The sequence below is a fragment of the Micromonospora sp. CPCC 205539 genome (genome assembly GCF_036906815.1).
GTDB lineage: Bacteria > Actinomycetota > Actinomycetes > Mycobacteriales > Micromonosporaceae > Micromonospora.
The window spans coordinates 203,038-217,357 of record NZ_JBAKHW010000002.1 but is presented as its reverse complement, the minus strand read 5'-3'; the positions used below and the strand labels follow the sequence as shown (position 1 = coordinate 217,357).

Annotated in this window: 6 protein-coding genes; 3 read left to right on the top strand and 3 right to left on the bottom strand. The window is 68.2% G+C overall.

Annotated elements, in window-relative coordinates:
- Nucleotides 1–72: 72 nt before the first annotated feature.
- From V6V47_RS03170 to V6V47_RS03160, 3 genes are read right to left on the bottom strand one after another with little or no spacing between them, the layout of a single operon-like run.
- A complete protein-coding gene (locus tag V6V47_RS03170) occupies nt 73–780 on the bottom strand; it encodes an NADPH-dependent F420 reductase (RefSeq protein ID WP_334626425.1) in 708 nt (235 codons plus the stop codon).
- 39 nt (nt 781–819) lie between these two features.
- Entirely contained in the window at nt 820–1,851 is a 1,032-nt protein-coding gene (locus V6V47_RS03165) for an LLM class flavin-dependent oxidoreductase (protein WP_334626424.1), read from the bottom strand.
- Complete coding sequence (locus tag V6V47_RS03160; protein WP_334626423.1) at nt 1,844–2,893, bottom strand: LLM class flavin-dependent oxidoreductase; 1,050 nt, start codon at nt 2,891–2,893, stop codon at nt 1,844–1,846. The genes V6V47_RS03165 and V6V47_RS03160 overlap by 8 nt, the downstream gene beginning before the upstream one ends.
- 112 nt (nt 2,894–3,005) lie before the next feature.
- Here V6V47_RS03160 and V6V47_RS03155 point away from each other — a divergent pair, with 112 nt between their 5' ends.
- From V6V47_RS03155 to V6V47_RS03145, 3 genes are all read left to right on the top strand, one after another.
- A complete protein-coding gene (locus V6V47_RS03155) occupies nt 3,006–3,500 on the top strand; it encodes a MarR family winged helix-turn-helix transcriptional regulator (protein WP_334626422.1) in 495 nt (164 codons plus the stop codon).
- Nucleotides 3,501–3,738: 238 nt separating this feature from the next.
- Nucleotides 3,739–7,356: a LamG domain-containing protein gene (locus tag V6V47_RS03150; RefSeq protein ID WP_334626421.1), complete on the top strand. Its 3,618-nt coding sequence runs from the start codon at nt 3,739–3,741 to the stop codon at nt 7,354–7,356.
- 130 nt (nt 7,357–7,486) lie between these two features.
- On the top strand, nt 7,487–14,317 hold the full coding sequence (locus tag V6V47_RS03145) for a polymorphic toxin-type HINT domain-containing protein (protein ID WP_334626420.1): 6,831 nt from the start codon (nt 7,487–7,489) through the stop codon (nt 14,315–14,317).
- Nucleotides 14,318–14,320: the final 3 nt, after the last annotated feature.

Below are 14,320 nucleotides of genomic sequence, written 5' to 3'. Positions count from 1 at the left end.
TACGGAGCACCGCTCCGCCCCGCCAACCGTGCGGAGCCCACGTGGTTGACACCACAGGTCGGGTAAGCCGCCCTACCCCGCCGTTCCGGCCCGCGCGGCGGCGATGATCCGGCCACGCTCCGACTCGGGAAAGCGGTCGAGCATGGCGCGCACCTCGTCGGCGCTCACGTTGGCGCCGAACAATTCGCTGCCCGGCTCCAGCCGCACACCGTCGGCGAGCGGGCCGGCGATCACCGGGTCGAAGCCGAGCGCGTCCACGAGGGATGCGACCGCGGTGAGGTCAGCGGGGTCGTCGCCGGCGATCGCGATGGCCTTACGGCCGGTCGGTCCGGCTGGCCGCGCCTCGTCCTCGAGGTCGTGGTATCCCATGTGGTTGAACGCCTTGACGACCCGGGAGCCGGGCAGGAACGCCTGGACGATCTCGCTAGACGAGGTGCGCGCATCGGTGAGGTCGTCCCGGATGCCGTCGATCTCCCACCAGTAGTTCATCGCGTCGAGGACGAGCTTGCCGCGCAACGCCTCGACGGGAAGGTTGCGGTGCTTACCGAGCGGAAGGGCGAGGATCACGATGTCGGCGCCGGCTGCCGCGTCGAGCGCGCTGGTGGCCACCGCCCCGGGCGTGAGCACCTCGATGGTGAGGGCGATCTTCGCCGGGTCCTCGGAGCCGGCGATGAGCACCCGGTAGCCGGCGGCGAGGGCGAGCCGAGCGAGCACCGTGCCGACCTTGCCGGCCCCGAGGATGCCGAGGGTCTGGGGCCCGTTCAGGCCGTTGTCGTTCATGTCTTCCTTCCAGTACGAGTGACCGTCCGACCGGACTGGTCAGCTGGCCAGGATGTCGCGGACCATGGGGATCACCTTGGTGCCGTAGAGCTCGACCGCGCGCATCCGGGCGCTCGTCGGCTGTGCGCCGGCCGCGTAGATGAGGTCGAACCGGCCGACGCCGAGGCTGCGGATCGCGCGAGCCACCCGGCGGGCCACGGTCTCCGGCGAGCCGACGTAGAGGGAACCGTGCTCCACCTCGGCGTCGAACTCCGAGCGCCGGACCGGCGGCCAGCCCCGCAGCTTGCCGATCCGGTCCCGCATGACCCGGTAGTGCGGCCAGTACACCTCCTTCGCCTGCTCGTCGGTGTCGGCGATGAAGCCGGGCGAGTGCATGCCGACCGGGTGCGCGGTCGTGCCGAGCTGGTCGGCAGCCCTTTTGTAGAGGTCGATGTAGGGCGCGAAGCGGTCGGGAGCGCCGCCGATGATGGCGAGCATGAGCGGGAGGCCGTAACGGGCGGTACGCACGACCGACTGCGGCGAGCCGCCGACGCCGACCCAGGTGGTGAGATGCCCCGACTCGGTCTTCGGGAAGACGTCGGCGTTCTCCAGCGGGGCACGCAGGGTGCCGCTCCAGGTCACCGGCTTCTCGTCCAGCAACTTCGCGAACAGCTCGATCTTCTCTTCGAACAGCGTGTCGTAGTCGCGCAGGTCGTAGCCGAAGAGCGGGAAGGACTCGGTGAACGAGCCGCGACCGAGGATGACCTCGGCCCGGCCATTCGACAGCGCGTCCACCGTCGCGAACCGCTGGAACACCCGGACCGGGTCGTCCGAGCTCAGCACGGTCACGCCGGAGGCGAGGCGGATCCGCGAGGTACGGGTGGCGATCCCGGCCAGCACGGTCTCCGGCGTCGACACCGAATACTCCGGCCGGTGGTGCTCCCCGAGGGCGATGACGTCGACGCCGAGCTCGTCGGCCAGCACCGCCTCGTCGACGACCTGCCGGATCGCGGCGGCGTGGGAGATGCGCTTACCGGAGTCGTCCTCCGGTACGTCGCCGAAGTTGTCGAGGCCGAACTCGAGATCAGACATTGGTGGGCTCCTTCGCCAGCAGCTCCCGGACGCGCGGCGCGACCTCACGGCCCAGCAGCTCGATGGTGCGCGCGCGTGCCTCGCGGGGCAGGTGCATGATGTCGTACTTCAGGTCGAAGCGGCTCAGCCGCAGGTCACGGGCCACCGTGACGATCTTCTGGGCGACCGTCTCGGGTGACCCGACGAACAACGCGCCGTGGTCGACTTCAGCCTCGAAGCGTGCGCGGTCCGGCTTGTAGAAGCCGCGTTCCGCAGCGAGCGCCGCCACGACCGGCTGCCAGTATCGCCACCACGTCTCCACCGCCTCCTCGTCGGTGTCCGCGACGAGGCCGAGTGAGTGCTGCCCGATTGGCTGCAGGGTATGCCCGTATTGTGCGAGCGCCTTGAGATAGAGGTCGACGTGGCCGGCGAACCGCTGGGGGCGTCCGCCGATGATCGCCAGCATGAGTGGGAGTCCGAGCCGGGCGGCGCGGATCACGGAGTTCGGGCTCCCCCCGACACCGATCCAGGTCGGAATGCCGCCCTCCCGCATCTTCGGATGCAGTTTCTGCGCGGTCAGGGGGCTCCGCACCGTTCCGGACCAGGTGACTGACTCGTCCCGTTGGAGCCGAAGGAAGAGGTCGAGCTTCTCCTCGAACAACCGCTCGTAATCCGCCAGGTCGTAGCCGAACAGCGGGAAGGACTCGGTCGCCGACGCGCGCCCGACGACCATCTGGGCGCGGCCGTTCGACACGGCGTCGAGGGTCGAGAACTCGTGGTAGAGCCGTACCGGATCGTTCGTGCTGAGCACCGTGACCGAGGTGCCGAGGCGGATCCGTTCGGTCGCTGTCGCGGCCGCCGCGAGCAGCACGGGGGTCGCCGAGTCGTTGTGGCCCTCCCGGTAGTGCTCACCCACGCTGAACACGTCGAGTCCGACCGACTCGGCGAGTCGTGCCTCGTCCACGAGCAGCCGTACGGTCTCGGCGTCGCTCATGACCCGGCCGCCGTCGGTGGCCACCTCCCCGAACGAGTTGAGCCCCAGTTCAAAGCCTTGAGTCGTCATCGCTACCTCCCCACGCTCACTCCCGACGGTGACCGCCACCGCAGGGCTTCAGCCCTCGATTGACACGTCAATAATGTTAGCCTGAAATTGACATGTCAACTAGGAGGGGACGATGACGAAGGCCACAGCCGACCCGCCGAACGGACGCCAACTGCCAACCGCGGAGCAGCTCCGGATCTGGCGGGACTTCATCGAGACGACCCATGCGCTCGGTTCCCAGCTCGCGTCCCGCCTCCAGACCGAGTGCTCGCTCTCGCCGGGGGACTACGCCGTACTGCTCGCCCTCACCGAGGTGCAGGACCATCAGATGCGGTCTTCCGAACTGGCGACGCACATCGGCTGGGAGCGGAGCCGACTCTCCCACCACCTGGGGCGGATGGAGCGGCGTGGGCTCATCCGCCGCCAGGAGTGCGCAACTGTTCCCCGAGGCGCGGAGATACACCTCACGCCAACCGGCGACGAGGCGTTCCGGGCAGCCACCGTCCCGCACCTACGCGCCATTCGCGAGCTCTTCGTCGACGCCCTCACGCCGGATCAGATCCTCGCGGCGGGCGAGATCGCGGCGGCCCTCAGGACGCATCTGGATGCGCAGCGCCGCGAGGAGTGAGCAGTAGCGGCTGGTGGTGATCACGCAGCGGTTGCCTGAGGCATCAACTTGAACGGAATGCCCGATTCGTGGTCACCAGTTGTGATCGGGCATGGACAGCCTGCTTGTCGGGATCTACAGTTCGCGCGTCTGGTTGACATCCTTCACGGGGGTTGCGATGGTTTCCGGCCGCTCGATGCTGCCTGCCCGTTTCCTGGGGCGTTCTCATCCGATAGTCGCCGCTGGTGTCGTGGCGGCGGTGATCGGATCCGTCCTCACGGTGCCGTCGCCCTCCGTCGCCGCGCCGGCGTCCGCGCCCAAGGGTTCGGCGGTCGCGCCGGATACGGCATCGGCTACCGCCCAGGCGAAGCGCTCGGGCCAACGGGTCGAGGTGGCGTCCGCGCGCACGGAGCTGACGCAGGTGTTTGCGAACCCGGCGGGTGGTTTCACCGCGGAGTCGGCGGTGGTGCCGCAGCGGGTGCGTCGGACCGACGGTACGTGGGCGGAGATCGACCTCTCGCTGCGACCCGGCCAGGGCGGCGCTCTCCGTCCGGCCGCCTCGGTGGCCGACGTGCGGTTCTCCGGCGGCGGCACGGGTCCGGCGGTGACGTTGACCCGGCAGGGCAAGTCGTTGACGTTGTCCTGGCCCAACGCGCTGCCGAAGCCCACGGTCTCCGGTGACTCGGCGACGTACGCCGAGGTGTTGCCGGGCACGGATCTCGTGCTGCGGGCGACCCGGACCGGCTTCACGCACGTGTTCGTGGTCAAGACCGCGCAGGCCGGGGCCAACCCGGCGCTGCGCACCCTGCGGTTCAACCTGGGCGGGGATGCCCGAGTGGTACGAGCACCGGACGGGCGGCTGTCGGCGGTGGCCGGCAGCGACGTGCTCGCGTCGGCCGTACAGGCCACGATGTGGGACTCGAACATCACGCCGTCATCGGCGTCGCGCGCCGAGGGCGCGGCTGCCGGTGCGGACGAGGGCGGTGCGCAGCCGAGCGGATCGACGGCCGCAGTGCCGGGTGACGTGGCGCGGACCGCGTCGGTCGGTGTCGAGGTCTCCGGCGGAGACCTTGTGCTCCGGCCGGATGCGGCCCTGCTGTCGACGACGGCGACGTTCCCGGTGTTCATCGACCCGGAATGGTCCACGGGCAAGTCCCGCTGGGCGTACGCGACGAACAACAACAGCAACAACACCGACATCTCGGTGGCGCGGGTCGGTAAGGATCCCGACTCGGGCACGATCTATCGGTCGTACTTCGACTTCCCGCTGTCGGCCCTGGTCAGCAAGCACATCCAGTCGGCGTACGTGCAGATGAAGCTGGACCACTCATGGTCCTGCGGAAACACGCCGACCTACCTGTACCACTCCGCCGGCATCGCCTCGACGCCGCGCACCGCTTGGGCGCCGAAGCTCAACAGCCTGAAGTCGACCGCGTCGTCCCACGCCAACGAGGGCAAGGGCTGCTCCGACTCGCCGCAGCCGGACATGACGGTCAACTTCACCGGCTCCGCAGTGACCAGCGTGATCCAGACGCACGCCACCAACAAGTGGACCAGCATCCCCTTCGGCTTCTGCGCCTGCAGCGCCACCGACGGCAGCGGGGAGTCGACCACTGACCGGTACAAGAAGTTCTTCCCCAACAACGCCAAGCTCATCGTCGACTACGACAACATCCCCGGCAAGCCGAGCAGCCTCCAGATCGCCGGCGTGGCCTGCTCGCCAACCTCGACCAAGGTGATCGGCAGCACCAGGCCGACGTTCTCGGCGATCTTCCCGGACGCGGACGGCACCCAGTCGCTGAGGACCACCTACGAGTGGGTGCAGGTCCCCGCCAACGGGGTCATCGACGCCTCGACGCCCCGCAAGGCCGCGCCCGCCGGCGCGTCGGTGCCCGCCAACGGTCGCTCCAGCACGGCGGCGGTCACCGTTTCCGAAGCGGTGACGTACGCGTACCGCACGTACGCCACCGATCCCGCGCCCTACAACAAGACCAGCCCGTGGTCGGACTGGTGCCGGTTCATGGTCGACACCACCGTGCCGGATGTGACCGTCCTGATGAGCGAGGGTCAGCAGAAACCCGGTGAGCGGGTCACCTTCACCATCTACTCGAAGGACCTGACCGTCCCGAGGTTCCAGTACGGCTGGAAGGACCCGGCGACGACGGAGATCGCAGCGGTGCTGGGCACGGTCCAGGATCCGACCGCAGGCGTCATCACGGTCAAGCGGGCCGACGTGACCCTGGTCGTGCCGAAGTACGGGCTCAACGTTTTCTACGTCCGTGCGTTCGACAGCACGGGCAACCTGAAGGACGGCTCCGTCGAATTCACCGCAGGCCGCCCGTCGCCGGCGGTGGCGCGCTGGGGGCTGGAGACCTACCCGGGCCGGACGCAGGCCGAGGCGCTGGCTGACGAGCAGGAGGCTGTCGGCGGTGACACCCCGTTGACCGCGACGAACATCACCTGGCCGAGCGACACGCGGTTGATCGGCGGCCAGACCGCGGCCTTCCAAGAGTCCGCGTCGTCGTCGTACCTCTCGACCGCCACGTCGGTGGTCGACACCACGAAGTCCTACAGTGTGGCCGCGTGGGTGCGGCTGCCGTACGTCCCCATCCACAACATGGCCATCGCCACCCAGAGCGGCGAGTGCTCCTACGGCTTCTTCTTCGGCATCGTCCTGCAAGCAGGAGTGCCGAAGTGGAACGTCACGATGCATGACGGCGACTGCGTCAGCGCTCCGTACGGAGAGATTCTCTCGCCGGCCATCACCTCGGCGGACGTCAACCGTTGGCAGCACGTCGCGTTCTCCTACGACGCGGGCACCCGGAAGATGACCCTCTTCCTCAACGGCACCGAGGTCACCAGCGCCCCGTGGGCCTCCACCTACAACGCCACCGGCAACTTCCAAATCGGCCGTAACTACGGCGGACGGAGCGGGGTGGGGGACAACTTCTTCACCGGATCGATCGCCGACGTGCAGGTCTTCGACCGGGTGCTGGTCGGTAACGACTTCACCGGCCAGCTCGCCGAGGCGCCGGGCTCTGGCGGCTTCGACGAGCCGGGCATCCTCCAGCCGATCCTCGTCGGCGACTGGGATATGGGCGGTGCCACCCCCTGCTACGTCGAGTCGACCAGCCCGGATCTCTGCAGCGCGCCGGAGGCCGGTCAGTTCGGCCGTCGGCTGGCACTGACCCTGGGCACCGACACCGGCAGCGACAGCCGCAACTTCCTCAGGTTCAACTCCCACGGCATCGAGGATCCGAACCAGGTCACCACCGAGTACGGGCACTCCATGCGGGACGTCGGCGCTGGTGCCTGGCAGGACACCCGGGTGGTGAAGACCGACGACTCGTTCTCGGTGTCGGTGTGGCTGCGGCCGGAGTCGCTCGGCATCCGGACCGCGGTCTCCCAGATCGGTGCGAAGAACTCGGCCTTCTACCTCGGGCAGCGGTCGAAGACCGTCAACGGGGTCGCCGGCTACTGGTGGTCCTTCTCTCTCTTCGGCCTGGACAGCTCCCCGCAGTACGGCAACGTCATCGACGTCCTGACCAGCTCACGGACGATGAACGAGGAAGACGACCTCTCGACCTGGACACACGTCGTCGGTGTCTACGACCGGGGCCGTCGGGAGGCGCGCCTCTACGTCAACGGCCAGCTCGAGACGACCCTGCCGTTCCCGGCCAACTTCACCGGCGCCTTCGACTCGACCGGCCCGCTGTACGTGGGTGCCTCCCGCTACACCCCACCCGGTCAGCCCACCCTGACCACCGACCCGTGGGACGGCGACATCTCCGACCTCGCCCTCTACCAGGGCGCACTGACCGACTTCGACGTGGAGCGGATCTTCGAGCGGCAGGCGATCCTCGAGCCCACCGAGTGAACGGTTTCGAGTCCTCCTACTTCCGTCCCGACCAGAGCATCTGGAGACGTGGGTGAAACGCACCCTTCGCAGCCCCCTCAAATCCCTACGGAACCCCACAAGTCGTACCCGTGCCGGTGTAGCTGCGCTGTTGAGCGGGACCCTGGTGGTGTCCGCACTCACAGTCCCGACGCAAGCCACCGCCAAGCCGAAGCCGCACCTGTCGGCGCAGCGGGAGAAGCTCGACCACGACGGTGCGCCAGTAAAGAGCCGGGCGTGGCCGACGAAGGCGGTGCCCAGCGCCAACCTGGCGGCGTCGGCGTGGCCGAAGCCGGGCAAGGCATCGGCGACACTGTCGGTGGCGCCCGCGGGTCAGCGGAGCACGGCCGCCAAGGCGGCCAAGGTCGGCGACCTGCCGGTGTCCGTGAGCCCCGTCGAAGGTGCGGCCGGTGAGCGCACCCGGGCGGTGACGGTCGAGGTGCTGGACCGCGGTGCCGTACCGGAGCAGTGGCGCGACGGATTGCTGCTGCGGGTGGGCGGTGCGGCGACGCAGACGCCGACCGCGAAGGTGGCGACCGGGCCGGGTGCGGCCACCGTCACCGTCGACTACCGGCGCTTCGCGCACGCGTACGGCGGCGACTGGTCGTCTCGGCTGAAGCTGTGGCGGGTGCCGGAGTGCGCACTGACGACGCCGGGCCGGGCCGAGTGTGCCGCCGAGCCGCTGAAGTCGCGGAACCAGGACGGCGCGGTCAGCGCCGAGGTGTCACTGCCACTGACCGCGGCGGATGCCTCGACGAGCGCCGGCACGGCCTCGACGATGGTGGCGCTCGCGGCCGGCGCGGCGGGGGACGGGGGCGACTTCGGCGCCACGCCGCTGTCGCCGTCCTCGACCTGGTCGGTGGGAGGTGCCACGGGCGATTTCTCGTGGTCGTACCCGTTGCAGGCCGTGCCTTCCGCGGCCGGCCCCACCCCCTCCATCACGCTCGGGTACTCGAGCAGCGCCGTGGACGGCAAGTCGGACGCGTCGAACAACCAGCCGTCCTGGATCGGCGAGGGCTTCGACTACGCACCCGGCTACATCGAGCGCAGCTACGTCGGCTGCTCGGACGACATGGGTGGCGGGGCCAACAACACCCGTAAAACCGGTGACCAGTGCTGGCGGTCCGACAACGCCACCATCTCCTTGAACGGACACGGCACCGAGTTGGTGTTCGAGGCGGGCAAGGGCTGGCACGGCCGCAACGAGGACGGCTCGAAGATCGAGAAGCTCACCGGCGCCGGCAATGGTGATGACGACGGTGAGTACTGGAAGCTCACGACCAGCGACGGCATGAAGTACTTCTTCGGTCTACACAGCCTGCCGGGGCAGACCAGCAAGACCGACTCGACGTGGACCGTGCCGGTCGCCGGCAACAACGACAAGGAGCCGTGCAACGCGGGCAGCTTCACCTCGTCGTTCTGCAACCAGGCCTGGCGCTGGAACCTGGACTACGTGGTGGATCCGCGCGGCAACACCATGTCGTACTGGTACACCCCGGAGACGAACTACTACGGTCGGAACTACACCGCCACCGACAAGGCCTCCTACGTTCGGGGCGGCACGCTCAAGCGCATCGACTACGGCACCTGGGACCGCAAGCGTGCCGACGGCAGCGTCGACCGGTCGGTGAACCCGACCGGTCAGGTGCTCCTCACCGTCGCCGACCGCTGCACCGCGGACTGTTCGACGCACGACGCCGCGCACTGGAAGGACGTCCCGTGGGACCAGGAGTGCTCCGCCTCCGCTAGTGGGTGCGGCACCAACTACGCTCCCACCTTCTGGTCGACCAAGCGTCTGACGAAGGTCACGACGCAGGTGTGGGACACCACCAAGACCACCCCGGACTGGCAGCCGGTGGACTCGTGGACGCTGAACCACTCGTGGCCGTCGGTCGGCGACGGCAGCGACTACGCCGGCATGTTCCTGACCTCTGTGGTCCACGCCGGCCTCGTCGGCACCGCGATCACGATGCCGCCGGTGACGTTCGAGCCGGTGGCGATGCGCAACCGTGTGTTGACCAAGCGCAACACGACCAACAACCGGATGCGTATCGGCAACATCATCACCGAGACCGGTGCCAAGATCCAGGTGACCTACAGCGACGTCGACTGCTCCTCGGGGAACCTGCCGTCGACGACGTACACCAACACGCAGCGCTGCTACCCCGTCGTCGGTCCCGACCCGTACGACCCGGACGGTCCGGACATCACCGAGTGGTGGCACAAGTACGTGGTCAGCCAGGTCTCCGAATCCGACCTCATGGTGAAGGTGGACGGCCAGGACCACGGGCAGCCGGTCAAGAACACCTTCTACTCGTACATCGGTGGCGCCGCCTGGCACTACGCCGACGACAACGGCCTCATCAAGCCCCGGCGCAAGACCTGGAACCAGTTCCGGGGGTACGCGACCGTCGAGACCCGCGTGGGTGACAAGCCGAGCCAGACGCTCACCCGCACCACCTACCTGCGCGGCATGCACGGCGACAAGGCCTCCACCTCGCCCGGCACGCGCACGGTGAAGGTGCCGGCGTCGCTGGGCAGCGAGACGGTGTACGACGAGGACCAGTTCGCCGGCATGGTTCGTGAGCAGGCGACCTTCAACGGCGTCGACACCAAGCCGGTGAGCAAGGTCGTCAACGTGCCCTGGATGTCGCCACCGCGCGCCAGCCGCACGATCAACGGCGACACGGTGACCGCGCGGTACACCAACACGCAGGCCTCCTACACCGGCACCGCGCTCGGCGTCGACGGTGCCGCCGGCTGGCGGGTCGCCGGGGCCCAGTCGTGGTTCAACGACGACTACGGCACGGCCGACCGGATGCAGGACCACGGCGACGTCAGCAAGACCGGTGACGAGCAGTGCACCACCTACGCCTACAACCGCAACACCAGCGTCAACCTGCTCGCGCTGGTCAAGCAGACGACCGTCACCGCTCTCGCATGCGGGAGTGCGCCGCAGACCACCGACGACATCATCTCCGACGAGCGCAGCTACTACGACGGGGCGAGCAGCGTCGACACGCCCCCGACGGTCGGCGCCGTCACGCAGAAGGAGACGCTCAAGGACTGGAGCAAGGCGGCCGGCACCACCTGGCAGGTGGCCAGCAAGGGCACGTACGACGCTTTCGGACGGCCGCTCACGACGACCGACGTCCGCGGCAACGTGACCACCATGGCGTATACGCCGGCCTCCGGTGGCCCGCTGCGGAAGGTGGAGACCACCGTCCCGGATCCGTCCGGCGGCACCGCCTGGACCTCCTCGGTGGAGTCCGATCCCTACCGGGGTTCGCCGACGAAGGCCACCGACCCGAACAAGCAGAGCACCGACCGGGAGTACGACGCGCTCGGGCGGCTCGCCCGCGCGTGGCAGATGGGCTGGTCGAAGGAGGAGCACCCCACCAACCCTTCGGTGGAGTACACGTACGTCTTCGCGCCGAACCGTGACGCGTACCCGTACACGAAGACGAAGACCCTGCACGCGGGCGGCGGCTACCTGGTCTCCTACGAGATCCAGGATGCGCTGTTCCGCCCCCGGCAGACGCAGGGCCCGGCGGTGGGCGGCAACCGGGTGATCACCGACACCATCTACGACAAGGCTGGCCGGGCGGTGACCACCTACGCTCCGCACGCCGAGCCGGGTGCGCCAGCGGGTGGCCTGTGGTGGCAGGCCGAGTGGACCGTGCCGGCGCTGACCAAGACGGTCTACGACGACGCGGGGCGGGCCACCGCTTCCATCTTCTACGGCACCGACGGCGTCACGAACCTGGTGGAGAAGTGGCGCACCACGACCGAGCACTTCGGCGACTCGACCAAGGTCACCCCGCCGGGCACGAGCAAGGGCACGAACGCGGCCACGACCACGGTCACCGACGTACGCGGCAACACCGTCGAACTGCGCCAGCACGTCACGCCGCAGCACTCGACCAGCTACGCCTACAACCGCAAGGGGCAGTTGGTCACCGTCCGGGACACCAAGGGCGACGAGTGGACGTACACCTATGACGTCCGCGGACGCCAGGACTCCGTAAAGGACCCGGACAAGGGCCTGCTCACGACCAAGTACAACGCCTACGGCGAGGTCGAGCAGACCACCGACGCCAACCTCAAGGTCCTGGTCTACGAGTACGACACGGTCGGCCGCAAGGTCGGCCTCTACGACAGCACCAAGTCGGCGGCCACCAAGCGGGCCGAGTGGAAGTACGACAAGACGTACGCCGGGAAGACCGTGCGGGGTCAGCTGACCCAGAGCATCCGCTACGACCAGCCGGGCTCGGCAAACGCGTACGCGATCCGTGCGACGGACTTCAACACGCGTTACCAGCCGACCGGGATGCAGTACGTCATCCCCTCGGCCGAGGGCGGTCTCGCCGGCACCTGGTCGTACGGTTACAGCTACTCGCCGTACGACGGCAGCCCGACCTCGGTGACGTTCCCGGCAGCGGGCAACCTGACGACCGAGAAGGTCACGACCGACTACGACGCCGTCACGGGTCTGCCGACGGCGCTGAACACCAACCTGATCAACGTCGGGCGCTACGTGATCGGCCAGCAGTACACCGCGTACGGCGAGCCGACCATCAACACCCGCAAGATCGACGGTGGGGTCTACGTCGAGCAGACGTTCGACTACGACACGACCACCCGCCGGGTGGAGCGAAGCCGGGTGCTGCCGGAGACCGCGGCCGGGACCGTCGCCGACGTCGGCTACGACTACGACGAGGCAGGCAACATCAGCTCCATCGCTGACACGCCTGCCGTCGGTCCGACCGACACCCAGTGCTTCCGGTACGACGGACTGAGGCGACTCACCTCAGCCTGGACGCCCAAGGCGGGTGTCGCCTGCGGCACCGACCCGGCGGTGGCGAACCTCGGCGGGCCGGCGCCGTACTGGACCGACTGGACCATCGACGACCTCGGCAACCGGACGAAGGAGATCTCCCACGCCCTGACCGGTGACACCACCCGCTCCTACGCGCTGCCGACGCCGGGCAAGGGCGTGACACGTCCGCACGCCGCGACGTCGGTGACGGTCGCTGAGCCGGGCAAGGCGCCGGTGACGACCCGGTACGACTACGACAAGGCGGGCAACACCACCTGCCGACCCAGCGGCGCCACTGCCAACGCCTGCCCGCCGGACGCCAACTCCCAGGCGCTGAGCTGGGACTCGGAGGGTCGACTGGTCTCCACGTCGGGAACCGGGAACGCGGCGGGCAGCAACATCTACGACGCCGACGGCAACCGGCTCATCCACCGGGACGCCACCGGCAGCACGCTGTATCTGCCGGGCCAGGAGGTGCGGCGAGAGGGCACCGTCACCTCGGGTACCCGCTACTACGGGTTCGCGGGCAGCGCTGTCGCCTCCCGCAACGGAGCTGGCCTGACCTGGCTCTTCGACGACCATCAGGGCACTCAGAACGTGGCCGTCGACGCGCTCAAGCAGACCGTGACAGTCCGTCGGCAAGCGCCGTACGGAGCGCCGCGAGGGAATCCGACTCCCTGGGTCAACCAGAAGGGCTTCGTCGGTGGCGACATCGACAGCTCTGGCCTGACCCACATCGGGGCCCGCGAGTACGACCCGGGTATCGGCAGGTTCATCTCCGTCGAGCCGGTGCAGGACCTCGCCGACCCGCAGCAGTGGAACGCCTACGCGTACAGCAACAACAGCCCGATCACGTTCTCCGACCCGACCGGTGAAAGGGCGTGCTCCGACGACGCCTGCGGCCCGGGTGCCGACTACGAGGATCTCTACGGCAACTACGTGTGGGTGGAGGGGCACAACGACGGGTGCAACGGGTGCAGCAAGAGCAAGGACCCGTACGCGACCAAGAAGCCGCCCACGATCAACGACGTGCTCGGCAGCAAGGTCCCCGGCGCCGAAAAGTTCAAGAAGACCCTGTACAACCGTGGATACGCAGGCTCCCTGCAATTCACCTGGAACGAGATGCTCGAATGGGCCGGAGAGAGCACCGACAACTGGATCTTCCTGTGCGTGAACATGCTGGGGGGAGACTCGGCCGGCTGTGACCGGGTCAATCCGATGCGGCCGAAGTACACACTCCTGCAAGAACTGGCGGGCATCGCCATCATCACTGGCGCGTTGGCCTGCGCGATGACGGGCATCGCCTGCTTGGGCGAGATGGCACTCGCCGAGGGCGAGTTCGCGGCTACCGGCGCGTTGGTCGGCGGAGGCAGCGGCCTGGCGGTGCTTCGCCAAGCCATCGGCCGTGAAGCGGTGAACGTCGAAGCAGTGGCAGCGAGCATGTGCAGCTTCAGCGGCGACACCAAGGTGCTCATGGCCGATGGCACCTCGAAGCCGATCAGCGAGATCAAGGTCGGTGACGAGGTCGAAGCCGCCGACCCGGAGACCAGCGAGAGCGGCGGCCGGCGGGTCAGCAACCTCTGGATTCACGAGGACGACGTTCGGGAACTGGGGGTGGCGGGTTCCGTCCTCGCGACGACCGAGGATCACCCGTTCTGGAACGCGACGGATCGGGAGTGGCAACGAGCCGACGAGTTGGAGATCGGGGACCGGCTGACCGGCCCCGAGGGTACTCCGGTGTTGGTCACGGGCCGTGTCTCGAAAGCCTCGACCCCTGCCACCGCGTACAACCTCAGAGTTGACGGCCTCCACACGTACTTTGTGCTGACCGGTAGCGCGCCCGTTCTCGTTCACAACGCGGGGTGTGATGAATGGGCCGCGAAATTCTTCAAGAAGAACGGCGGCGAGATCCGGACCTTCGTCGGCCCCGGTGGTAAGGCGTTTGCCATGGGGCCGTACAGGCCCAAGGGGCCAGGCACTCCGGTGCTTGACGAGCCCTGGTTCCATCACACCGTCGTGGTCAAGGATGGCAAGGTCTATGATCAGTGGCACCCGCAGGGCATCGGGATCGATGAGTACAAGACACGCTTTGATTATGCTGAAGATATGGACTTCGGATTCTGAATA

Bases quoted from the DNA above. Each gene is read 5' to 3' on its own strand.
- V6V47_RS03170 (WP_334626425.1), bottom strand. From the start codon at position 780: ATGAACGACAACGGCCTGAACGGGCCCCAGACCCTCGGCATCCTCGGG.
- V6V47_RS03165 (WP_334626424.1), bottom strand. From the start codon at position 1,851: ATGTCTGATCTCGAGTTCGGCCTCGACAACTTCGGCGACGTACCGGAG.
- V6V47_RS03160 (WP_334626423.1), bottom strand. From the start codon at position 2,893: ATGACGACTCAAGGCTTTGAACTGGGGCTCAACTCGTTCGGGGAGGTG.
- V6V47_RS03155 (WP_334626422.1), top strand. From the start codon at position 3,006: ATGACGAAGGCCACAGCCGACCCGCCGAACGGACGCCAACTGCCAACC.